Annotated in this window: 20 protein-coding genes; 10 read left to right on the forward strand and 10 right to left on the reverse strand. The window is 61.7% G+C overall.

Annotated elements, in window-relative coordinates; translation table 11 throughout:
• The first annotated feature begins 679 nt into the window (after positions 1-679).
• Positions 680-1,774: a sensor histidine kinase gene (locus tag HMPREF3145_RS04125; protein ID WP_070421985.1), complete on the forward strand. Its 1,095-nt coding sequence runs from the start codon at positions 680-682 to the stop codon at positions 1,772-1,774.
• 181 nt (positions 1,775-1,955) lie between these two features.
• Positions 1,956-2,579, forward strand: a complete 624-nt coding sequence (locus HMPREF3145_RS04130; protein ID WP_070421986.1) for a response regulator — start codon at positions 1,956-1,958, stop codon at positions 2,577-2,579.
• A gap of 55 nt (positions 2,580-2,634) precedes the next feature.
• Here the strand turns inward: HMPREF3145_RS04130 and HMPREF3145_RS04135 are convergent, their stop codons facing one another.
• Entirely contained in the window at positions 2,635-2,886 is a 252-nt protein-coding gene (locus tag HMPREF3145_RS04135) for a hypothetical protein (protein ID WP_070421987.1), read from the reverse strand.
• A gap of 150 nt (positions 2,887-3,036) precedes the next feature.
• On the opposite strand from HMPREF3145_RS04135, the gene HMPREF3145_RS04140 reads away from it, so the two are divergent.
• The 6 genes from HMPREF3145_RS04140 to HMPREF3145_RS04165 are packed head-to-tail and all read left to right on the forward strand — an operon-like array spanning position 3,037 to position 6,678.
• Entirely contained in the window at positions 3,037-3,681 is a 645-nt protein-coding gene (locus HMPREF3145_RS04140) for an alpha-ketoglutarate-dependent dioxygenase AlkB (RefSeq protein ID WP_246817493.1), read from the forward strand.
• Complete coding sequence (locus HMPREF3145_RS04145; protein WP_070421988.1) at positions 3,681-4,253, forward strand: LysE family translocator; 573 nt, start codon at positions 3,681-3,683, stop codon at positions 4,251-4,253. The genes HMPREF3145_RS04140 and HMPREF3145_RS04145 overlap by 1 nt, the downstream gene beginning before the upstream one ends.
• Entirely contained in the window at positions 4,250-4,960 is a 711-nt protein-coding gene (locus HMPREF3145_RS04150) for an SDR family oxidoreductase (protein ID WP_070421989.1), read from the forward strand. Before HMPREF3145_RS04145 ends, HMPREF3145_RS04150 begins: the two co-directional genes overlap by 4 nt.
• Positions 4,961-4,970: 10 nt before the next feature.
• Positions 4,971-5,258 (forward strand): RNA-binding S4 domain-containing protein, encoded by a 288-nt coding sequence (locus HMPREF3145_RS04155; RefSeq protein ID WP_070421990.1) that lies wholly within the window; start codon positions 4,971-4,973, stop codon positions 5,256-5,258.
• A complete protein-coding gene (locus tag HMPREF3145_RS04160; RefSeq protein ID WP_070421991.1) occupies positions 5,258-5,947 on the forward strand; it encodes a VOC family protein in 690 nt (229 codons plus the stop codon). The genes HMPREF3145_RS04155 and HMPREF3145_RS04160 overlap by 1 nt, the downstream gene beginning before the upstream one ends.
• Positions 5,944-6,678 (forward strand): hypothetical protein, encoded by a 735-nt coding sequence (locus HMPREF3145_RS04165; RefSeq protein ID WP_141740810.1) that lies wholly within the window; start codon positions 5,944-5,946, stop codon positions 6,676-6,678. The genes HMPREF3145_RS04160 and HMPREF3145_RS04165 overlap by 4 nt, the downstream gene beginning before the upstream one ends.
• Here HMPREF3145_RS04165 and HMPREF3145_RS04170 read toward each other — a convergent pair.
• From HMPREF3145_RS04170 to HMPREF3145_RS04200, 7 genes are read right to left on the reverse strand one after another with little or no spacing between them, the layout of a single operon-like run.
• Entirely contained in the window at positions 6,614-7,270 is a 657-nt protein-coding gene (locus HMPREF3145_RS04170; protein WP_070421993.1) for a hypothetical protein, read from the reverse strand. The two genes, HMPREF3145_RS04165 and HMPREF3145_RS04170, sit on opposite strands and share 65 nt — an antisense overlap.
• On the reverse strand, positions 7,264-9,114 hold the full coding sequence (locus tag HMPREF3145_RS04175) for a M13 family metallopeptidase (protein WP_070421994.1): 1,851 nt from the start codon (positions 9,112-9,114) through the stop codon (positions 7,264-7,266). The genes HMPREF3145_RS04170 and HMPREF3145_RS04175 overlap by 7 nt, the downstream gene beginning before the upstream one ends.
• A 9-nt stretch (positions 9,115-9,123) precedes the next feature.
• Entirely contained in the window at positions 9,124-9,978 is an 855-nt protein-coding gene (locus HMPREF3145_RS04180) for a cutinase family protein (RefSeq protein WP_070421995.1), read from the reverse strand.
• A 12-nt stretch (positions 9,979-9,990) separates the two neighbouring features.
• Positions 9,991-13,206, reverse strand: coding sequence for an arabinosyltransferase domain-containing protein (locus tag HMPREF3145_RS04185; protein WP_246817495.1), 3,216 nt, complete (start codon positions 13,204-13,206; stop codon positions 9,991-9,993).
• Positions 13,207-13,216: 10 nt separating this feature from the next.
• Positions 13,217-15,082 carry a galactan 5-O-arabinofuranosyltransferase gene (locus HMPREF3145_RS04190; protein ID WP_070421997.1) on the reverse strand — a complete coding sequence of 622 codons (1,866 nt, stop codon included), beginning with the start codon at positions 15,080-15,082 and terminating at the stop codon, positions 13,217-13,219.
• A 30-nt stretch (positions 15,083-15,112) separates the two neighbouring features.
• Positions 15,113-15,757, reverse strand: coding sequence for a response regulator transcription factor (locus HMPREF3145_RS04195; RefSeq protein WP_070421998.1), 645 nt, complete (start codon positions 15,755-15,757; stop codon positions 15,113-15,115).
• Positions 15,754-16,428: a sensor histidine kinase gene (locus HMPREF3145_RS04200; protein ID WP_070421999.1), complete on the reverse strand. Its 675-nt coding sequence runs from the start codon at positions 16,426-16,428 to the stop codon at positions 15,754-15,756. Before HMPREF3145_RS04200 ends, HMPREF3145_RS04195 begins: the two co-directional genes overlap by 4 nt.
• A 92-nt stretch (positions 16,429-16,520) precedes the next feature.
• On the opposite strand from HMPREF3145_RS04200, the gene HMPREF3145_RS04205 reads away from it, so the two are divergent.
• On the forward strand, positions 16,521-17,186 hold the full coding sequence (locus HMPREF3145_RS04205; protein WP_070422000.1) for an ABC transporter ATP-binding protein: 666 nt from the start codon (positions 16,521-16,523) through the stop codon (positions 17,184-17,186).
• A complete protein-coding gene (locus HMPREF3145_RS04210; RefSeq protein WP_070422001.1) occupies positions 17,183-18,574 on the forward strand; it encodes an FtsX-like permease family protein in 1,392 nt (463 codons plus the stop codon). Before HMPREF3145_RS04205 ends, HMPREF3145_RS04210 begins: the two co-directional genes overlap by 4 nt.
• A gap of 115 nt (positions 18,575-18,689) precedes the next feature.
• Here HMPREF3145_RS04210 and HMPREF3145_RS04215 read toward each other — a convergent pair whose 3' ends face one another.
• On the reverse strand, positions 18,690-19,454 hold the full coding sequence (locus HMPREF3145_RS04215) for a decaprenylphospho-beta-D-erythro-pentofuranosid-2-ulose 2-reductase (protein WP_070422002.1): 765 nt from the start codon (positions 19,452-19,454) through the stop codon (positions 18,690-18,692).
• 9 nt (positions 19,455-19,463) lie between these two features.
• Positions 19,464-20,861 carry a decaprenylphosphoryl-beta-D-ribose oxidase gene (locus tag HMPREF3145_RS04220; protein WP_070422003.1) on the reverse strand — a complete coding sequence of 466 codons (1,398 nt, stop codon included), beginning with the start codon at positions 20,859-20,861 and terminating at the stop codon, positions 19,464-19,466.
• Between the last annotated feature and the right edge of the window lie 12 nt (positions 20,862-20,873).

Consider the following 20,873-nt stretch of genomic DNA (forward strand, 5'->3'; position numbering starts at 1 on the left):
ATGCCTAGGAACAAAACTCGGGGCACTTCAGAGTGGAAAGGTACTTTGGGTCGCGGAACAAAGCCTAAAGGTGCTCTAGTTTGAAGTGCTATCGCCTCGCTTTTCGATTGGATATCGGGGGTTCTGATCGGCCGGTTCTGGCATCGCTTTTGATTCAACGTCGATATGTTGCGCGGTCGTATCTAGTAACACCGTGGTGACTATCCAGTAACACTTGAGTGGGCATCGAGTAACGTCCCGACGGCGGTCGGTCCGGATGGCGCGCTGAGGATTTTGCCTGCAAGGCTTCGAATCTTGCTGCTTCCCGGCGACGGATAACAAGTGGACTCCTTTCCACGCTGAATCGGACCAAAACAGCCCGCCAAAACGGACTATTTCCCAAACCGATCTGGATTGCCACCATCAGCAGGACCAAGCTGTCAACGCTCTTCGAAAAGTAGCCCACTGGCGGCACTTTTGAAGCGAACCAACTTGAATCGGCAATTCTGCGGAAATCGGTCTCTACGGCAACAGAAGCGACCTGTTACTCGATCTTCACCCGAGTGTTACTGGATACTCACCACAGTGTTACTAAACACGTGGTCTAAACATCGATAAGTTGATAGTTGAAAATTCGATTGCTGGGTGGCGGGACGAACCGTAACTTTCATGCTTCACTGTTCTTCTATGGTTTCCATCGATGCAACTCTGGGTGCTTAATGTGTTTATTAAGGCGTTTCATTCTGGCCGCGTAGTAATAGCGCTGGTGTTGTGCTTGCTGGCTCTTACTCTGTGGGGCTTGCGCGTTTCGGTAGTCGCACCTGTCGACATTGGCACTGGGGTGCTTTTCTTCTTGCTAGCAGCTACATTGCCTCTGGCGGCATATCGGCCTACTGTCGCCGCTCTGGGGCATCTTGCGCTGTTTGCGGTCGCAAGTTTTTCCGCTCGTTCTCCAGATTTGGTGACGTTGACGTCCGTTCTGATGGTTACTGTAGTTACTGCGCAACGCAGGTATAAGACTGGAGTAGTCCTTGCAGTTTTTACGACACTACTTGGGTTTTACTCCCCGGATAAAAAGTCGTTTAGTGTGGATTCGCAGTCTGTGACCATCTTTAGCCTCATGATGGTTTGCGCATTTGCCGTTGGGTGGTTTATCAACACGGTGAATACAAAAGAAAGGCAACGCCATCTCCAGATACGCCAACGTAAGGCAGAAGTAGCTGGGCTTCTCCATGACACGGTAGCTGCTGATCTAACTGCGCTGATAGTTAGGCTTGAAGCATTGGCGATCGCCACGCCGGAGATAGAGCAAGCTCTACAGAAGTGTGCTACCACAGCGCGTAAGTCAATAGGCGGTATTCGCGCGTTAGTGGACGAGCTCAATGCCCAGGCGATCAATCATCAGCAAGCGACTGTGCCAGCGCTAACCACGACACTGATACAAACTAATCGCGCGCTTCAGGAGGCCGGATTTCATGTTGAATCCACCGCGAATATCAGCGTGGATCCCGGCACTGAGTCTATCGACAAGGCGCTCAGTCGATGTTTGTCTGAGGCCAGTGCCAATATCATCAAGTATGCCGTACCTGATTCCATGGTGAGAATGACTGCAACTGCAGATGCCAAACAAATCATTGTGACTCTCGCTAACACTTATAGACCGGGGCGTGGGCGAGCTGGTTCCAGCCATTTTGGTTTAGTATCTATGCAGCGAACGATTGCCGCCGTAGGCGGAAGCATGACACTGGATAGCGCTGATGCCCGTTGGTCGATTACTTTCCATGTCCCCGTCTGAAAGGTTTCGTCGTAAATATGAATTCCGTGATCTCTCTTATGCTTACCGTTAGCCTTGTGGCAGGATCCCCCGTAACAGTCGAGGTACCTCCCGCTGAGAGGAAACCGGTGACTCATACATACCAGATTATTAAGGACTGGCTGGGGTGCAGTAAAGGTCAAACCCATCCTTGGTGTAGTAAATGAGCGCCAGGATCCTCCTTGTTGATGATGATCCCGTAATCCGGGAATCCTTTCCGCTTTACTTCTCTAAAACCCCAGACCTAGAGGTTGTCGCCACCGCCGCGAACGGGCGCTGCGCGCTGACATGGCTCGATAGTCATACCTGTGACGTTGTGTTGTCCGATGTCCGCATGCCCGATATGGATGGAGTCGAATTACTGAAACAGACGAACAGTTTCGATGAACCACCTGTTTTTGTTGTGATGACAGCTTACGACACTGACGACACGATGATTACTTCTCTTGCGCGTGGGGCGTCCGGGTACGTCATTAAAGGACAACCTCCGCAGGTAATTATTCAGGCGCTCAGAGATGCGCTTAAGGGAGGGACCAGTCTCTCACCCCAATGTGTGAAACGGCTGGTAGCTCAATCCCCGTGGGGGCGGTTTGTCGAACGAATGGCACACGCTTCATTAACCGATAATGAGGAAGCTGTCATGGAATTGTTGCGCCGAGGAAACAGCAATAGACAAATAGCAAAAGAGTTATTTTATTCTGAATCCTATATAAAGAAAATAGTGTCTTCTCTTCTGAAAAAAATGGACTGTAGCTCTAGGGCGGAACTTATAGCTCTCCTGAACTGAGCTCATTGTTTCGGCGGAGTACTTTCGCTGTCTGGAAAAAGGCTCTTGGCGTCAGCTAGAAGTCACGAAGAAGACGACCACTACAGCCACGAAGCCTGTGCAGTCCGCATTCTGCCAATCCGCAAGCCGCGGCTACGTCAAGAAAGTGACAGTCGAGGTAGATCATGTAAAAGTCGTCTTCAACGTGTCCTTCGTACGCGTACATGCGGAACATTCCCCAGTAGATGTCGCGGATCGCTTGGGCGCCGCTTGCGTGCGGGTCGTTAGTGCGTTGGTTGCGAAACATCGGTTCGATTGCCGTAGTCATGGCCCCATTTGCAGGGTTGTCAATAGCAATATCGAACACACGACCGAGCGTCAGAGGATTAGCCAGCAGAAATGGAAAAAAATACGTTTGCCCGTTCGCACACTTTGAGTTATTGTGTGAAGATCATACAAAACGGCCACGACACGCAAGGTGGAGCAATTGCTTTTCGACGCCACCGTGATCCCACGCGAACCCAACCGCGTCATGCCTGGGGTGGTGCATTTACCTGCGTTTTTCACCTCTGATGAGCAGCGGGAAATTATCGAACAAGCGCGCGAATTAGCGAGGTCGGTTGCCGGCACGCCGGTGGCGATGCGCCAACCACGGGTAGGCAAAGGGAAGATGGATGCGTGGATGCTGTCGCTCGGGTGGTTCTGGGCGACGAACCCGTACCGCATGCTGCAGGAAGTCGATGGATATCAGGTACCGCCGGTGCCGGAGAATTTCCAGCGGATCGCAGGGGAGGTGATGGATCGGGCACGCGAGATCGACCCGCGGGTTGGTGAGACTCCACGTGTGGAAACGGCGTTAGTGAATTTCTACCCGCCGGGCAAAGGAATGGGCATGCACGTCGATGCGGAGGAAGAATCTGAGAACGCGGTGGTCAGCCTGTCGTTCGGGCAAGATTGCGTGTTCCGAATCGAGGGGCACGATATTCTCCTGATGTCCGGGGATGCCCTCGTGTTCGGTGGCCCAGCCCGCCGCGCGAGACACGGCGTGCTGGGGGCAAAGAAGGGGACGTCGACGCTGCTAGAAGGAAGACTCAACATCACTATGCGACAGATGGAGAAGTGATGATCGCACTGCTTGGAGTCTGGTTCGCGGCAATCGTCAGCCCAGGTCCGGACCTGTTTCAGATCATCCGGGTTGGCGCGAAGAATCGACGGGATGGCATCCTGTGCGCGCTCGGCATCATGCTGGGCAACACGGTGTGGATCGTCGCGTCGCTGGCGGGTCTGAGTGCGTTGATTCAAGCGTTCCCGGAGATCCTGTCGGTGCTGCAGATCGTCGGTGGCGCCTACTTGTTGTGGATGGGCATAGGCGCGATTCGGGCGAGCGACCCGGAGTTGCCGGAAGCGCAGCAGGTGAGCAGACCGTTCCTCACCGGTGTGGCGACGAACCTGTCCAACCCGAAGGCCGTCCTGTTCTTCGGAGCGATCTTCGCCCAGTTCGCGCACGTGGGTTGGTGGGCGGTGCCGCTGCTGGTTGTCACGGGCATCATCTGGTTCGTCGGGTTCGCACTGGCAGTCCGTGCGATGGCGTCCAAGATTGAGCGTTACGGCAGGTGGATCGACGTGGTCACGGGCATCATCTTTATCCTTCTGGCCACATGGATGCTGTGGGAGGGCCTACACTTCGGCACATGAGCGAACAAAAGGTTGCAGTAGTTACAGGTGGTTCCGCGGGTATCGGCGAGGCGACGTGTCGGGCCCTTGCCGCCGACGGTTGGAAGGTCATCGTGGCGGCTCGGCGTCTGGAGAAGTGCCAGGCGATTGCTGATGACATCGGCGGCCGAGCAATCCACCTCGACGTCACGGACCTGGCCAGCGTGGCAAAACTCAACGAGCTAGAGCGCGTGGACCTGCTGGTCAACAACGCGGGCGGTGCGAAGGAAACCGACTACCTGCGTGATGCGGATGACGCGGACTGGGAGTGGATGCTCGAGACCAATGTGATGGGGACGATGCGGGTCACCAGGGCGTTGTATCCGCAGCTCAAGGCATCGGAGGGGCTGGTGGTCAACATTGGATCGGTCGCGGGCACGGACGCGTACAAGGGCGGGTCCGGCTACAACGCGGCGAAGTACGGTCTGCGCGGCATGACCAGGGCGATGCGCAGGGAAGAGGCGGAGAACAACATTCGTGTGTGCGAGATCGACCCGGGTCGGGTGAAGACCGACTTCTCGCTGAACAGGTTCGGCGGCGACGAGGAACGTGCGCAGAAGGTTTACGAGGGCAACGTGAACCTCACCGCCGAGGACATTGCGGAGGCGGTGCGGTGGGTGGCGAGCCTGCCGAAGCGGGTGAACATCGACACGATGAGCATCATGCCGGTCGATCAGGCGGACCGATAGACTGTCCGGCATGCATATGGACGTGTCGATTTCGGGCGAATCAATCAAGCTCGGACAGTTCTTGAAACTGGCCAACCTGGTGGAATCCGGTGGTCACGCGAAGGAAGCGATTGCGGGAGGCGAGGTGCTGGTCAACGGTGATGTGGTCACCTCGCGGGGGCATTTGCTTTACGACGAAGACACCGTCTCGATCGGCGACGCCTCCGCAACAGTGATGACGGACTCGGACGGCGACGATTACTTCGATGAGCGCACCGCCAACGACGATTTCGATCCGGAGAAGTGGAGGAACATGTAATGCCTGCATTCGAAGGCAAGGACGGCATGCCGTTTTGGCAGGACCTGATGACCACGAATGTGCTGAAGTCCACGCACTTTTACAGCAACGTGTTCGGTTGGGAGATCGTTGACGGCACTGCTCGCAAGGATGGGTTGCCGGTGGCGGGCCTAGTGTCGGCGAAGGCTGATGGTTGGGTGACGTCATTTATGGGCGGCGGCGAGGTGGAGAAGCTCGGCGGGCGCATCCTGAGCGCGGACGACGAGCTGACGCTTTGTGAAGACCCATCCGGTGGCCTGTTCGGCCTAATGGATCCGGAGGAGCGCTTCGTCGCAGCAGGTGAGCCAGGGGTGCCGGTGTGGTACGAACTGGTGACCACGGACCAGGCCACCATCGATTTCTACGGCGACCTGTTCGACTGGGAGATCCGCGAGGAAGACGGTTACTTCCTGGCGTTTGAGGACGGTGCGCCGTTCTTGGGTATGTACGTCGGCGAGGCGGCGTCGTGGGTGAGTTACTTCGGTGTGGAAGACCTCGAGGCGGCGTGCAAGGCGGTCGAGGCGCACGGCGGCACGGTGCTCGTCGGGCCTGGCCAGGGCGCGTTTGGGCCGATGGCGGGCATTGCGGACCCGAATGGGGCGCAGTGCTTCATCGTCGAGGTTGAAACACCCACGTTTGAGGAGATCAGCGAAGCGGACTCTGTGCTGTGAAACGTGTAGGGGCGGCGCTGCTGGTGGCGTCGTTAAGTTTTCCGCTGAGTGCGTACCACGTGGACCCGTCGTATAACAGGGATCGGACGGGGCTTGCGGTGGTGCACCCGGACGGGCGCGTGTCCATTTCGCCGAAGGCGGAGGAGGCCCGGCCGGCGTTGTCGTTGGCGAAGCTCTACCTGGGCTACTACGTGCTGTACAACGGCACGAAGGCTGAGAAGAAGCAGGTGGAGGAGATGATCGCGTCGTCCGACGACGGGATTGCTAGCCGGCTGGACGCGAAGTTCCCGGAGGCGATCGATCAGATTGCCGAGGACTTTGACTTGAAGCAGACGGCACGCGGTGTGTCGTGGGGGAAGTCGCAAACCTCGGCGCGTGATTTGGCCACGTTTATCGCGTCGATTGTGTGGGATCCGGCAGCAAAACCCCTGTTCGCGGGTATGGAGAAGCAGTCCGCTGTGGCGTCCGACGGGTTCATCCAAGGTTTTGGCACGGCCCGGTTGAAGCGTGTGAAGGGCTCGAAGATGGGCTGGTCAGACGACCGGGAGAGTGCGACGGGCTCGGTGTCCTGGGGTGAGATCGGCAAGGAAACGTGGGCGGTGGCCGCACTGACGTACGGCACCGCCTACGAAAACACGGTGGATACCAACGTGGGTATCAACCAGGTCAACGACGGAGATACTCCGCTACATCCTGCACTCGACGGCGGATTTCTGCCGGTGTGGAAATAAACCCCTTGGCATAATACTCGGTGCCCTCGAGGCCTGACCCAGCCGGGACCTGCACGAACCCCTCCCGGTTGGTGGTGGGGAAGGTGAAGATGTAGTCGTCGGCGGTGGGGGCTGGGGCATCCCCAAGCACCCATGCGGTGACGGGGCCGGGCAGTTGGTCGACGGCCTGTTGGGCGTCTTCGGCACGGTCGACGTCGAGAATCGTCGTGCCGGAGAGTTCAGCAGCAGCGGCCACGTCGGGGCGCCACAGCATCTCTTTGGCATTGTCGGGCCCGTCCCACACAGAGACAGCCCACGCGCCCGTCGGCTTGCTCGGTGTGAATACGGCACCGAGCTCATGCTTGTCGACGACCACCCCACCCGACCACTTCGTCGCTGGCATCGCATGATCCACCGCACTGCCAAGCATGAGCATGGCGGCGTGCGTGATCCGGTCCGGAAGGAGTGCCAGGTAGTTCGGGCCGTCCTCGTAGGTCGCCTCGATGTAGGAGGCGAGCTGCTCCAACTGCAGTTCCGGCGGCAGGTCGCGCTTGACGCCACCGACGTTGAAGTTCGGGTCACCCTGTTCGTTGAGCGGGTATTCCTCTACCAAATCGTCACCCTGTCCTCGGGCTCGATCCACATCTTGGAGCCCTTCTCTACGTCGAAGGCATCGTAGAACTCGTCGATATTCGCAGCGATGACGTTGCAGCGGAACTCGTTCGGGGCGTGCGGGTCAATGGCCAGCAGCTGTGCCGCCATCTCCGGACGGGCCTTGGAACGCCACACGCGAGCCCACGCGTAGAACAGGTTCTGGAAGCCCTCGCGGGTTTCTTCGAGGCCCTTGTCGGCGAGGTATTTCTTGTACGCCACGACGGCGATGCCGAGTCCGCCAAGGTCACCGATGTTCTCGCCGAGGGTGAACTCGCCCTTCACTCCAGAGGTGTCGGTGCCCTCCAAGACGGACGGGACGAGACCGTTGAACTGATCGACCAGTTTGGAGGTGAGTTCCTCGAAGTTGGTGCGGTCCTGTTCAGTCCACCAGGAGTTGAGGTTGCCCTGGCCGTCGTAACGCGAGCCCTGGTCGTCGAAACCGTGGCCGATCTCGTGGCCGATCACCGCGCCGATCGCGCCGAAGTTCTGGGCGGCGTCGGCATCGGGGTCGAAGAACGGCGGCTGCAGGATCGCGGCCGGGAAGGTGATGTCGTTGACTACCGGGTTGTAGAACGCGTTGACGGTCTGCGGGCTGGACACCCACTCGTCGCGGTCGGATGGCTTGCCGATCTTGCCCAGCTGGTAGTCGTGCTCAAACGCGGCACCACGGCGCACGTTCTCGACAAGGTTGTCCGTGAACTCCAGGCCTTCGTAGCTGCGCCACTTGTCGGGGTAGCCGATCTTGGAGTTGAACTGGGAAAGCTTCTCCGCGGCCTTCTTCTTGGTTTCTTCGCTCATCCAGGGGAGGTCGGCGATGCGGGTGCGGTAGGCGTCGATAAGGTACTGCACCAATTCCAGCATCTGCTCCTTGGACTGCGGCGGGAAGTGGCGCTTGACGTATTCGCGTCCGATGTCCTCGCCGATGAGGGATTCTGCGAGGGCCACGCCGCGCTTCCAGCGGTCGCGCTGCTGGGTCGCGCCGGAAAGCTTCTTGCCGTAGAACTCGAAGTTTGCCTTTCCGATCTCCTCGCTGAGCACGCCGGCGCGGGAACGCAGGATGTTCCACGCAGCCCACAGCTGCCAGTCGGCGAGCGTTTCGCGGCGCAGCATTGCATCCAGATCCGCGGTGTAGGAGGGCATCATGTCGATGACGCGGCCGTCGGGGAGGCCGGAGGCGCGAAGCATCTTCTGCACCAGCGGCGGTACCTCGGAAAGTTCGGTCGGGTTGTAGGTGGCGATCGCGTCGCGCGACTTCACCACATCCCAGTGGGAGTCTGCCAGCGCCTTCTCCACGTTGATAATGCGCTGTGCGGCGATCTCCGGGCTCAGCCCCAGCAGGTACTTCGGGGCGAGGAACTCGAGCATGCGCGCGACGTGCTTCTCATAGTCCGCGAGCGTCTGTGCGTGTTGTTTCTCGTGGTAGTAGGCCTCGTCGGGAAGCCCAAGCCCCGATTGCACGAGGTACGGGACGGAATCCTCGCCCTGGGAATCCTTCTCCACCCAGTAGGTCAGCGGTGCGCCAATGCCTGTGCGCTCCAAGAGCCCTAACTTTTCGACGAACTCCTCAACGCTCGCCACCTCAATCAACTCCAAGTCGGCGTTGAGGGCGTCGATGCCTGCAGCGTTGACCGCATCCACGTCCATAAAGGAGGTGTAGAGGGCGTTGCCGTCCGCAAGAATGGCGTGGACATCTTCCTCCGCCTTATCGCGCAGGGCGTAAAACGCGCCGTCAATGCCGCGGTCAGCGGGGATTTCGTGGTTGGCGACCCACTCGCCGTTTACTACTTCAAAGAGGTCATGCATGCCACCATGCTACGGAATTGGCACCTGGATCGGGGCCAAAGATTGCTCGATAATCCAGTTGGATGCCTCCCGCTGCTGGCCGAGGGTGTAGCTGCCGTGCAAACCAATGTCGTGGAAGACAGCAAACGCGCCCAACCCGAGGGAACGGAACAGGTTGTTGAACTCCCCGAATGGGATCTGTCCCGCCGCCACGTTGGTGCGCATCGCCGGGGAGACAAGACCACGGTGCGCCTCGTTCATGTTGCACACCAGGTCACCGGCATTGCAGATCTCTAGCACGCGGGGGCCGAGCTCGCCGTAGCCCTCCGGGAGCGGGCCGAGGGAACCGCGTGCGTGCGGGGAGGTGCCGTGGGACAGCACCGCACCGTTGTCGCCCTGGTACGGGTTGGCAAACAGTGCCACACCCGAGACTTTCTCCGGCGCGATCGGGCCGCGACCGTGCGCAATATCACTGGTCAGGCGGGCGGCGATGTCGGCGCCGAGGGAGTAGCCCGTGAAGGAGAAGCGTGCGTTCGGGCACGAATTGGACAGGCGCGTGACAGTATTTCGTGCCTTGTTGTAGCCCGTGGCCGATGCCTGCTTGTAGCGCGTGGAGGCAAACGGGGTGGAGCGGTACGAAACCCAGACTGGATCGATCTCGCCGGCGGTGCCGAGCTTGGTCAGGATGCCCGTCATGAACACGTTGCCACCGTGCGGCACGTAGTCGGGGATCCCCTCAGCCGTGTTCGCTCCGCCCGGCACCGCAACCAGGTAATGCGCGGAGCACCCCTGCTGCTTGAAGGGCTGTGCTTCCGCAGTGGTGGTTGCGGTGGCGATGGCGCTGAGGGCAGCGACGCAGGCTGCGAGAACATTTCTGAGTTTCATGACATGTGCATCCTAACCCTGCTCGTCAGGGTTTCGCACCTTCATCGGTCCGGGGGTGTACAGGCCGGAACGTGTGGTCACCTCGGTGTCCACGTGTGCCAACTCGGGAACGTCGCCGACGGAGTTGCGGCGCGGCTCGTACTGCGCCACCGAACCCCAGTCGCGCTGCCAATCGTCCTTGAGGTAGCCCGGGATCTCGTACGAGGTGTTCACGGCCTCCGCAGGGGCGAGCGCGCCGCCGCCGAGGAAGTCCATGAAGCCAGAGAGCTGCTGCTTGCCCGGTCCGTCCGGCATGACGCGGAACTCCGGAATCTCGGTGACACCGTTGGCGTGGAAGAACGGGCGCTGGCAGGGGTATTGGAACGCGACGGTCCAGTCGAGCAGGCCCGGGGTGTCGGAATCGAAACGCTCAGACAGTGGGATCAGCTTCGGGTTGCGCAGCGGGGTGACCGCCAGCCAGTCCTTCTCCGCAAGGGAGGTGTCCTCGCCGACGAGACGCACCACGTTCGCCTCCTCCGGCAGGTCCGCCAGCGGGAAGCGCAGGTTACGCCACAGCGGGGTTGGGCCCTGGTCCAGCATCTCTACCTCGCCGAGCTTGCGCACCACACCGTCCTTGTTGGTGCCGTACTCCAGCTTCAGCTCGGTGCCTTCCTGCTCCACGCCATTGATGTCGTGGTGGGCGATGCGGCCGGCGACGGAGGTGACCAGGAGGGGGCGGTCGTCGCTAAGCTGCGGCAACTCGTACCACGTGGTCTCCAGCGACGCGGACTGCTTCGGCTCATCATCGAAGGTGCCGGCAACCGGAATGCGGTTGTAGTCCAGGCCGAACGGCAGGCGCACGGTCGAGCCGTTCACGCCGCGCATCGACTTCGGACGGTTGCCCTGGGTGTTCACACGAGAGGTGGACTGGGCTTCGTCGGAAGCGGGATCGACGTCGGCGGTGTCGTCGTCAGACTGTGTGTCGCTCAGCGTGCGGTCCGAAGTATCGGCCGTCTCCGAAGCGATGAACGCCGGCACGCCGTCCGGAGTGAAGCCGATGTTCTTGCCCGCATCCAGGGACTTGCCCAGTGGAACGCCGCCGACGGGGGTGAGGAAGGACTCGTTCGTGTCGTCCTCCAGAAGCACGTCGCCGCCGAGGGCACACACGTCGCCCTTGAACGACTTCACGTTGCCCATACCCACCGAATACGCCGGGGCCTGGGAGACGAACGACTTCACAAACGTCAGGCACGAGAACGTCACCATGAGGATCGCAAACACGGCGATCGGCGCAGCCATCACGCCCGACCAACGGGTGCTGATCGCGCGCGGGCCGCGCATCGACTGCACCACACCAATTGCGAACACCACCAGGGCGATCGCCAGCACCACAGTGTTGGCCTCGATGGCCTTGAACTGGACGGTGCGGTCCCACCACGGCACCGCGAACGAGGACACGTACCACCACGCGTTCCAACCCGCCAGGGTAAACGCCATGAGGAACAGCACCGCAGCCATAGCGAACGTGCGGTTGCGGTCCGACTTCATCGCAATCCGGGAGAGCACCACCGCACCCACAGCCGCAATCGCGCCGCCGAGGCCCGCGTAGATGCCGAAGTGGTGCGTCCACTTCGTCGGGGTGAACAGCAGGAAGAACGTCGCCATGCCCAGGATGAGCATCATGCGCTTGGTCGTGCCGGTGGTCTTGTCGCCCTTCGCCAGCGCCCACAGGATCAGGCCGGTGCACAGCAGCAGCACGAACATGGGGAAGCGGCGCGACATGGAGCCGTCGACGGTCTGCTCTAGAAGCGTTGCGTAGCGAGTCCACTCCTCAAACCAGCTCAGGGCAGGGCCGACCTCGGAGCGCACCTTCGTCGCCTCGAGCACGGTGGCCAGAGTTTGGTCGTGGAACACCGGCACCATCACCGCCAGGCCCGCGCCCATAAACGGCGCGACGTAAGAAATTCGGGGCTGCGGGCGCGAACCGATCATGCGCAGCACCGCAGGCAGCGAAATCAGGAACACGCCAACCGCTGCGAGGCCGGTCGGGCCGCACGCCAGGGTAAACGCGGCGGTCACAGTGCCCCACGCTGCCGGGGTGAGACGGTTCGTGGCAATAGCGCGCTCGAACAGCGCCCAGGTAGCCATCAGGCCAACCGCAATGATCGGCTCGGGGCGAGTGCCGTTGTTGTACGGCAACCAGAACGCCAGGAACACAAACGCCGCCGTCCAGTGGGCGACCCTGCGTTCGGCGATCTCCGGGCCCAACTTCGGCAGAATCTCGCGCGAGAGCAGCCACCAGGTGCCCAACGCTGCGAACAGGGCCGGTAGGCGCATCCACATCGACGCGGTGGTCACCTCCGACAGCAGCGACAACACGTCGTAGAACGGGGAGCCGAACGGGGCCTCCGGCACGCCGTACCAGCGGTAGTAGTTGGCCATGTAGTCCGTGTTCGCGGCCACGCGCGCCATGGTCAGCAGGAAGCCATCATCGGAGGTGTTCGCGCCGAAGATGTGCCAAAAGCCAAGGACACCGGCCACGACGCCGTCGAGAGGCTTCAAGCCCTTTGCTTGACGACGACGATAGCGCGCCGGACCATCCAACTTCCTCAACGCCCACAAACTGACCAGGGCGCTCAGCAGGCCGCCCCACATCGCAATGCTCTTGATCAGCGTCGGGGAGGACGTGAAGCGGGAGTTGATGTTCATGTGGGCGGACAGGCCGTCGTCGATAAGCGTGTGCTTATTCTCAAGCTCCGTGTACATACCCGTGACCTGCGGACGGTAATCATCCTCGCTGGTCTCCGAGTGGGACGTGCCCGGGATCTCAACCGTGGTCTCCTCGTGCGTCACGCTGACGAGCAGCTTCGCATCGTCGGGGAGGTTGCGGACTTCGTCTGGGGTGAGCTCGAAAAGTACGTCGTTGAGGGAAGTCACCACCAAACCGCCGTCGGGAGCGGTGATGAACAGGCCACGGTCCGTCGCCTTATTCGACGACTCCGGCAACGTGCCAAAAATCAGAGTTTGGTCGTTGCGCAGCTCACCGACGCTGTTGGCCGGCACCGTGACCTCAAGGTCCTGCGGGGCCAACGAAATCAGCGGTGCGTTGATCGAACCAACCGTGTCGTTCTGCGGCCACGACACGCTCGCCTCCGTCTGCTTCACCGGCAAAAACGGGGTGAGCAGCAAAAGTACAAACGCGATGAGACCAGAAACGGTCGCAATAAGACGAGTAGATCCAGTTTTCACTCCGGTCACCTTACTTCCTCACCGCGACAGCAAACGGTCCGATGAACTTCACGTCCCAATTCGCCTTGTCAAACGCCTCCGGGTTGAAGAACAACCCCTGGTAGCGCACGTTCGGCTGGCTTGGGTAAATGTCGTGGGCGATGTGGGTCTTAAAGTCAGAATCCTCACTGCCGCGGAAAATGAAGGCAGTCGGCGGCTCCCACTGACTGTTGTCGATAGCCTCCGTGAACTTCTTCGGGTCGTCGTAAGAAATCTGCGACCACGCCTCCAGCTCACCGTTGCGCTGCTCGAACTCGCCGAGCGGGTTGGCGTAGTGGCTGGTAAACGCGTTGAATCCGAAGAATGGCTGGAAGGCCATGAAGTTGATCTCGTCGGTGTAGATCACCGCGTCGTTCTTCATGTGGCCGTGCTCTTCGATGTAGTCGGCGATCTCGTTGTAGTACTGGCCCGCATCCGGCGGGAAGCGGTCCGCGCGCTCGCCGTAGCCGTCGGTATCGGCGTAGGCCTGGTCGATGTACGCCTCGTTCTTCACCGCAATGTGCTGCACCATCTGCAGCGACGCCACAGCCACCAGAACAATCGCCACCACGTTCAGGGCGGTCTTGTTCTTCACCTGCTGCTCCAGCCAGGTCAGGCGGAAGTTCGCCACCGCAATCACGCCGAGGGTGGCAAACAGCAACACAACCAGCACCTCGAGGCGGAAGCCCAGCAGGGAGGTGCCCAGGAGGGTGATCGCCATGGAGGCGAGCGCCCACACGTAGCTCACGCCAATCGCCGCGCCCAGGGAGGCGATCTCCGGGTCGCGGAACCGCACGATAAGTCCAATGAGGCCGAACAGGCACAGCAGGCCTACCAGGGACAACGACAGGAACGGGAGGGCGAAGTAGGTGCCCTCGATGGGCAGGAAGTGGTTCGCGGTAGATTTCAGCGCCTCGTCACCGGTGACCACACGCCAGATGTACGGACCCCACGAGATCGCAGCGATGGCCATGGAGGCGAACCCGACGATGAACAGGTGCTTCAGCGGGGTCAAGGTGCGCTCGCCGGTGAAGAACATCACCACCGCGATCACCACGACCGTCAGCGCGCCAATGGCGGTGAACAGCGTGTAGAACGACGCGGAAATGCCCAGGTAGATCGTCAACGCGGCGGTGGCTGCCCACGAGCCACTCAGCGCCCTGTGGGCCCACACCGCCGCGGCCGGGAGGAACATCGCCACGATTGCCGCGTAAGGCTCCTCTGGGACTTCCGTCAGCACGATCGCGGTGGTCACCACGGCAATCGCGGTAGCAACCGGCAGGGAACCGACGAGCCTGCGCCAGATCGGCGTCAGCATCGCCGCACCCGCCGCCAGGGTGGCAATCGCGTACGGCTGGTACACCTCCCAACCGTCCATACCCAGCACGTTGGCCACGCGTCCGCCGACCCAGAACCAGCCCATGGGATAGAAGGTGGGCAGGTCCTTGTACGCCATGTCCGCGTGGTCTAGGTTTTCAGTCATGCGGGACAGGAACTGCGTCCTAAACCCCTGGTCAACCTGGATGCCGTCGAGATACAGCTTGGTGGCAGACAGCGGAATGCCAAGCGTTGCGACGACCAACCCCGCCGGCACCAACGCCATCACCGCAGAAATAATCCAGTGCTGCTTCCCGCGCGTCCACAGCACCGCCAGCACAGCGGCGATGCCCAACAGGACGAACGACACACCGGTGGCCAACGACCTGGTCACCATGGAGGTATTGAACGCCGGCAGCGAGATCTGGTGCAGCACAAACCACGCAGCAAGCGAGAGAATGCCGCCTGCGAGCCCCGCCGCGACGGTACGGACGGCTGCCTGCCCCGGTGACAGCTCGTCGGGATGATAAGCGGTAGTCATGCGTAATAGTGTCGCATACGCTGCCGACACTCACCCCACGCCACGTTCCGCCAGGTACATGAGGATGGCGCGGACGCGACGGTTGTCCTCGTCTGGGGTGAGCCCCAGTTTGGAGAAAATGCTGGACACGTGCTTCGCCACCGCCGCACCGGAGAGGTAGAGCTTGCCCGCGATCTCGCTGTTGGATAGGCCTTCTGCCATGAGTTCGAGCACCTCCACCTCGCGCGGGGTAAGTGTGGTCAGCCAGCGTGAGCTCGCCGCCATGAGTGCGCCCGCCACGTCCGGGTCGATGACCACGCCGCCGCCTGCCACGGTCTCGCAGGCCTGGATGAAGTCCTTCACCTCGGCGACGCGGTCTTTGAGCAGGTAGCCGGTGCCGCCGTCGCCGTCCGCAAACAACTCACGGGCATAAGCAGGCGCGACGTATTGCGATAGCACCAGCACATTCACCGGGCCGCGTTTGCGTAGTTCCAGGGCGGCTTGGAGGCCGTCGTCACGCATGTTCGGCGGCATGCGCACGTCCGTGATCACCAGGTCGGGCCCATACTTATCGACGACCCCCAGCAACCCATCCGCACACTCCACCTGCGCCACAACCTCGTGGCCGCGCCGGGTGAGCAACCCTGCAACACCCTCCCGCAGCAGCGCGGAGTCGTCCGCGATAACGATCCTCATGGCGCAATCCCACTTTCTCCTCGGAACAACAGCAACGGAATACGTGCGGTGACGGTGGTCGGCCCACCGTCCGGCGAGTGCAGCTCCATCTCACCGCCGAACGCCGCGATGCGTTCTCGCATACCCTCCAGCCCGCCGCCGGGCGTGATTCGTGCGTTGCCGCCTCCCTGGTCGGTGACGGAAACATTCAGGGTGTGGTCGCAGGTCACCAGCACGCTCACCGGTGCATGTGGTGCGTGCTTCGCGGCGTTGGTTAAGGCTTCGGTGGTGAAGAAGTAGGCGGCGGCGGTGACGGAGGCGTCGATACGCGGCAGCTCGTGCGGGGCACGGACCGTGACATGCGGGCCGTGCTGTGCGGCGGCAGTCTCGATCGCGGCGACCAGCCCGTGGTCCGACAGCTCCCGCGGGTGGATGCCACGTACGGTTCTTCTGAGTGCGTCGAGGCCGTTGTGGAGGTCGCGGGCGGCGTCGTCGAGAAGCTGCGATGCAATGTCCAACCTTGCCTCGCCCAACTTCATCGCGGCAGCCACAAAATATTGCTGCGCGCCGTCGTGCAGGTCGCGCTCGATGCGCAGCCGCTCCACCTCATATGCCTCCGCGATCCTGCGCCGCGAAACCGTCAGCTGGTGGATTTTGGCGGCCGCGCGCTCCTCGTGTTTATGTCGCCGCATGGCCCCGAGCGTAGCCAGGTAGAGCTAGCACTACCCATATTCGGGAGCCAGGGCCATAGTGCTTATCGACGACCACCTGTGGAATAGACACCATGCTTGAACTCAACGACATCACGAAGTCCTTCACCCAACAACGGGTCCTCGAAGGCATCAGCCTGACGGTTGGCGGCGGCGAATCCGTCGCGATCATGGGACCCTCTGGCTCCGGCAAATCGACCCTGCTGCACTGCATGTCTGGCGTGCTCGTGCCCGACGACGGCCAGGTGCGCTTCAACGGCCAGGACGTGTCGGCCATGAACGACGCGGAACGCTCACGCCTGCGCCTAGAAAACTTTGGCTTCATCTTCCAAGACGGCCAGCTGCTGCCGGAACTGACCGCCACCGAAAACGTCGCCCTGCCACAGATCATGCGCGGGGTGCCGCGTGCGGAGGCGCACAAGGAGGCTGTGGACATGCTCACCCGACTGGGTTTGGGTGCCTTTGTGGATCGGTACCCGGGGCAACTCTCCGGCGGCCAGGTGCAGCGCGTGGCCATCGCCCGAGCCTTGGCCGGGCCGCCATCGGTGGTGTTTGCCGACGAGCCGACGGCGGCGTTGGACCAGGCCACCGGGCATGAGGTCATGCAGCAGATCGTGGCAATCGCGCAGAAGTTCGGCGTCACCCTCGTGCTGGTCACGCACGACCCGAAGATCGCCGACTGGTGCAGCCGCCGCGTCGAAATCCGCGACGGCCTGATCCACTCGGAGGTGGCGCGATGAGTGCAGTGACGTTGATGCGCTCGGCGGTGTCGTCGACAAGCGAAGGGCGCTCGCAACGGCAGATCGGCGAACGCTGGGTCCGTGCCCTGTCGCTTGTTGCGGTAACCGTGTCCACGTGGATGCTGTGCACCCTGATGGGCGGTACATGGATGTTCTTCGCCCGCGACCTGCACCCGCACGAGGCGGTGGTGGAAATCGAGGAGTCGATGGGCGGGCCCATTTCTATCGCGTATATCTTCCTCGCGCTATTCGCGTGCGTGCTGCTCGTGCCAAGCCTGTTGGGGCTGCTCACCCAAGCCGCGCGGGCGAACCTCGGCGGGCGCGAGGAGCACCTGGCGGTGCTTCGCCTCATCGGCGCGACCGCCGGCGAGGTGCGCGGAATGATGATTCTGGAGTCGCTGCGCCAGGCGCTTGTCGGGTTGGTGCTCGGGTCGGTGCTGTACATAGTTACGTGCCCGGCGTGGAGTTTGCTGACGTTCCAGGAAAAGCGCGTCGGCGCCTGGGAGATGCTCACCTGGTGGGTCATCCCCATCGCCTGGATCGTCGTGCTGGTGCTGGCTGCGTGCTCCGTGTGGCTTGCCTTGCGACGAGTCGCCGTCACCCCACTCGGCGTCACCAAGAAAATCCCACCAAAGGGACAAAACATGATCACGCTGGTGCTGTCACTGGTTGGCGCGGTGGTGCTGTACCGCTACCTAAGCTCGCTCACCATCGCTCCGCAGGCAGACGCGTTGGAGTTCGGCGCCTTGCTGGTGGTCGCAGGCGGCATTCTCACTGTCAATGCACTGATCGCCGTCGGCGTGATCCAACTCCTCGCACGCCTGAGCTACCGAGTCCCCGGGGCCGCGAACTACGTGGCCACGCGCCGGGTCGGCAGGGGAGCGAAAACCACCTGGAAGCGCGTCACCGCCCTGTACTTCGTGGCGTTCATCGGCGGCGTCGGCGCCTGGATCTCCGCAGTACCGGAGGTCGAAGATGAGCCCGCCCTGAAGATGATCACGAGTGACATCCCCTCCGGCGTGGTCATCACCGCCGTCTTCGCGGCAGTCCTCCTGGTCTCGTCCACCCTGCTCACCCAGGCACTGGCCGTAGTGGAGCAGAAGCAACTGACCAAGTCGCTCTACTTCATCGGCGCGCCGGCCGCGTTCCACACCAAGGTGGCCGTGCGCGAAGTTGGGATTCCCATGCTCGTGGTGGCCCTGCTGGGATTCGGCATGGGTGGCCTGATGGGCACCATCATGGTCGTGGTTTACGTCAACGTGCTGGACAAGGTGGCCCTGTTCGGCGCGCTTGTTGCGGTCGCGCTGGTTGGCTGTGTCCTGGCGGTGGTGGGGACCGGTCGGCTCCGCGAGCAGGTGCTGATGGGGATGGGCAGGGCTAACGACTAGAAAATAGTTCCCGGGGTGTGAACTATCTTCCACCAAGACGAAAACGACCTGCAGAAAGTGAATGTTCTGCAGGTCGTTTTTGAAGAAAGTTCCCCGGCTGGGAACTATTTTGGCGCTAGAAGTTGAGCTTGCTCATGATCGGCGCCGGAATCGCCTTCAGCACCAGGGAGATCGGGCCGAAGAGCTTGTGCACGAACACCGATGGCTTGCCGGCCAGGGCAGCCTCCACGGCAGCCTCGGCGACGTCTTCCTTGTTTACGGTCAGCGGGGCCTCGTCGAGACCATCGGTCATCTTGGTGCGCACCTGGCCCGGGCGTACCACGGTGACCTTCACGCCGCTGTCCTTCAGAGCCTCGCCGAGCTGCAGGTAGAAGCCGTCGATGCCGGCCTTCGCAGCACCGTAGACAAAGTTGGAACGGCGCACGCGCTGGCCCGCCACGGACGACAGGGCGATGATGTTGCCGCGGCCCTGACGCTTCATCTCCTGGCCCAACAGCACGCCGACCGACATGGGGGCGGTGAAGTTGATCTGCGCGGAGGCGACGGCAGCAGCCTGGTCCTGCCAGAGCTGCTCCTGGTCACCCAGGGTGCCGAAGGCGACGACGGCGACGTCGACCTCGCCGTCCTCAAAGGCTGCCTCGATCACGGCAGGGTGGGAGGCGAAATCCAGGGCGTCGAAATCGACCAGGCGTACGTGGCCTGCGCCGGCGTTCTGGACTTGGGCGATGGCGTCGTCGATACGCGGGGAGTCCTTGCGCGCACACAGGGTGACGGTGGGGCTGCCGCCGCGGGAGACGAGCTCGCTGACAATCGCGAGCCCGATCTCACTCGTGCCGCCGAGGAGGAGGATGTGTTGGGCTTGGCCTACTGCGTTCAGCATGGGTACTCCTTAGTTGAGCTCAAGACGGCGGGACATGTCGGATGCGAACACGCCGGTCGGGTCGATGTCGCGGCGGGTCTTCAACCAGCCTGGCAGTTCCGGATACATCTTGTGGAACTTCTCCGCGCTGGTGCGGGATTCCTTAGCCAGGTAGAGGCGGCCGCCGAACTGCATGACCTGGTCATCCAGGCGGTCGAGGAACTCGTTGAGGCCCGGACGGATTGGGAAGTCCACGCACACGTTCCAGCCCTTCATCGGGTAGGACAGCGGCGCCTGGTTGCCCTCGCCGAACAGCTTGAACACGTTCAGGGCGGTGTAGTGGCCGGAGGACTGGATGTCGTAAATGATGTCCTTGAACGGCTCCACAGCGTCAGTTGGGACGACGAACTGGTACTGCAGGAAGCCAGCCTTGCCGTAGCCGCGGTTCCACTTCCCGATGAGGTCCAGCGGCTGGTAAAACTGCGTCAGGTTCAGCACCTGGTTCCGGGCGGGGGAGCCCATCATGTAGTACGCCTCGCCGATCGCCATCAGGGAGAGCTTGTTCATGGTCCAGGACGGGAAAATGTCCGGCACCGTCATCAACTGCGGGGCGTTGAACTTCAACGGGTCCTTAGCCAGCTTCGGGGCGAACTCCTTCAACTGATCCAAGGTGGCCAGCGAGCCGCGGGAGATGGTGGAGCGGCCCGTCTTCGGCGGAGCGGAGATCGCGTCGAACCAGGCAGACGAGTAGGTGTAGTTCACCTCGGAGCCGTCGGAGTGCACCGCGATCGTCTCGTCGAGCGTGTTGGTGCGGTCGGTGTCCGCGATGAAGTAGGCGGTCTCCGTCTTGGTCATCTGGATCCGGGCGCGCAGGATGATGCCGGTCAGGCCCATGCCGCCAACAGTGGCCCAGAACAGCTCAGCGGTCTCGCCGGTCGGCTCCAAGTGCAGCACGCGGCCGTCCGCCACCAGCAGCTCCATGGACAACACGTGGTTGCCAAACGAGCCCGCAGAGTGGTGGTTCTTACCGTGAATATCCGGGCCGATCGCGCCACCGATGGTGACCTGGCGGGTACCCGGCAGCACCGGAACCCACAGGCCATACGGCAGGGCGGCCTTCATGAGTTGGTCGAGGCTTACGCCGGCGTCGACGTCGACAATGCCGGAATCCGGGTCGATGGAGTGGATCCGGTTCAGCGGCGTCATATCGACGACCAAACCGCCACCATTCTGGGCGGGGTCACCATAGGAGCGGCCCAGGCCGCGGGCGATGATGCCGCGGCGCTTGTGCTCGGGCAGGTCCGCGTTCTCATCCGCGACCCGCTTGACTGCCTCCGCAATCGTGTCCACGTCAGGGGTGGACAGGACCTGGGCGGTGGACGGGGCGGTACGGCCCCATCCGTAGAGGGATTGGGTTGTCAGTTCCATGCCCACAACCCT

Source organism: Corynebacterium sp. HMSC05C01, assembly GCF_001807155.1.
In the GTDB taxonomy this organism is placed as follows: domain Bacteria; phylum Actinomycetota; class Actinomycetes; order Mycobacteriales; family Mycobacteriaceae; genus Corynebacterium; species Corynebacterium coyleae.

Bases quoted from the DNA above. Each gene is read 5' to 3' on its own strand.
- HMPREF3145_RS04125 (WP_070421985.1), top strand. From the start codon at position 680: ATGCAACTCTGGGTGCTTAATGTGTTTATTAAGGCGTTTCATTCTGGC.
- HMPREF3145_RS04130 (WP_070421986.1), top strand. From the start codon at position 1,956: ATGAGCGCCAGGATCCTCCTTGTTGATGATGATCCCGTAATCCGGGAA.
- HMPREF3145_RS04135 (WP_070421987.1), bottom strand. From the start codon at position 2,886: ATGACTACGGCAATCGAACCGATGTTTCGCAACCAACGCACTAACGAC.
- HMPREF3145_RS04145 (WP_070421988.1), top strand. From the start codon at position 3,681: ATGATCGCACTGCTTGGAGTCTGGTTCGCGGCAATCGTCAGCCCAGGT.
- HMPREF3145_RS04150 (WP_070421989.1), top strand. From the start codon at position 4,250: ATGAGCGAACAAAAGGTTGCAGTAGTTACAGGTGGTTCCGCGGGTATC.
- HMPREF3145_RS04155 (WP_070421990.1), top strand. From the start codon at position 4,971: ATGCATATGGACGTGTCGATTTCGGGCGAATCAATCAAGCTCGGACAG.
- HMPREF3145_RS04160 (WP_070421991.1), top strand. From the start codon at position 5,258: ATGCCTGCATTCGAAGGCAAGGACGGCATGCCGTTTTGGCAGGACCTG.
- HMPREF3145_RS04175 (WP_070421994.1), bottom strand. From the start codon at position 9,114: ATGCATGACCTCTTTGAAGTAGTAAACGGCGAGTGGGTCGCCAACCAC.
- HMPREF3145_RS04180 (WP_070421995.1), bottom strand. From the start codon at position 9,978: ATGAAACTCAGAAATGTTCTCGCAGCCTGCGTCGCTGCCCTCAGCGCC.
- HMPREF3145_RS04190 (WP_070421997.1), bottom strand. From the start codon at position 15,082: ATGACTACCGCTTATCATCCCGACGAGCTGTCACCGGGGCAGGCAGCC.
- HMPREF3145_RS04195 (WP_070421998.1), bottom strand. From the start codon at position 15,757: ATGAGGATCGTTATCGCGGACGACTCCGCGCTGCTGCGGGAGGGTGTT.
- HMPREF3145_RS04200 (WP_070421999.1), bottom strand. From the start codon at position 16,428: ATGCGGCGACATAAACACGAGGAGCGCGCGGCCGCCAAAATCCACCAG.
- HMPREF3145_RS04205 (WP_070422000.1), top strand. From the start codon at position 16,521: ATGCTTGAACTCAACGACATCACGAAGTCCTTCACCCAACAACGGGTC.
- HMPREF3145_RS04210 (WP_070422001.1), top strand. From the start codon at position 17,183: ATGAGTGCAGTGACGTTGATGCGCTCGGCGGTGTCGTCGACAAGCGAA.
- HMPREF3145_RS04215 (WP_070422002.1), bottom strand. From the start codon at position 19,454: ATGCTGAACGCAGTAGGCCAAGCCCAACACATCCTCCTCCTCGGCGGC.
- HMPREF3145_RS04220 (WP_070422003.1), bottom strand. From the start codon at position 20,861: ATGGAACTGACAACCCAATCCCTCTACGGATGGGGCCGTACCGCCCCG.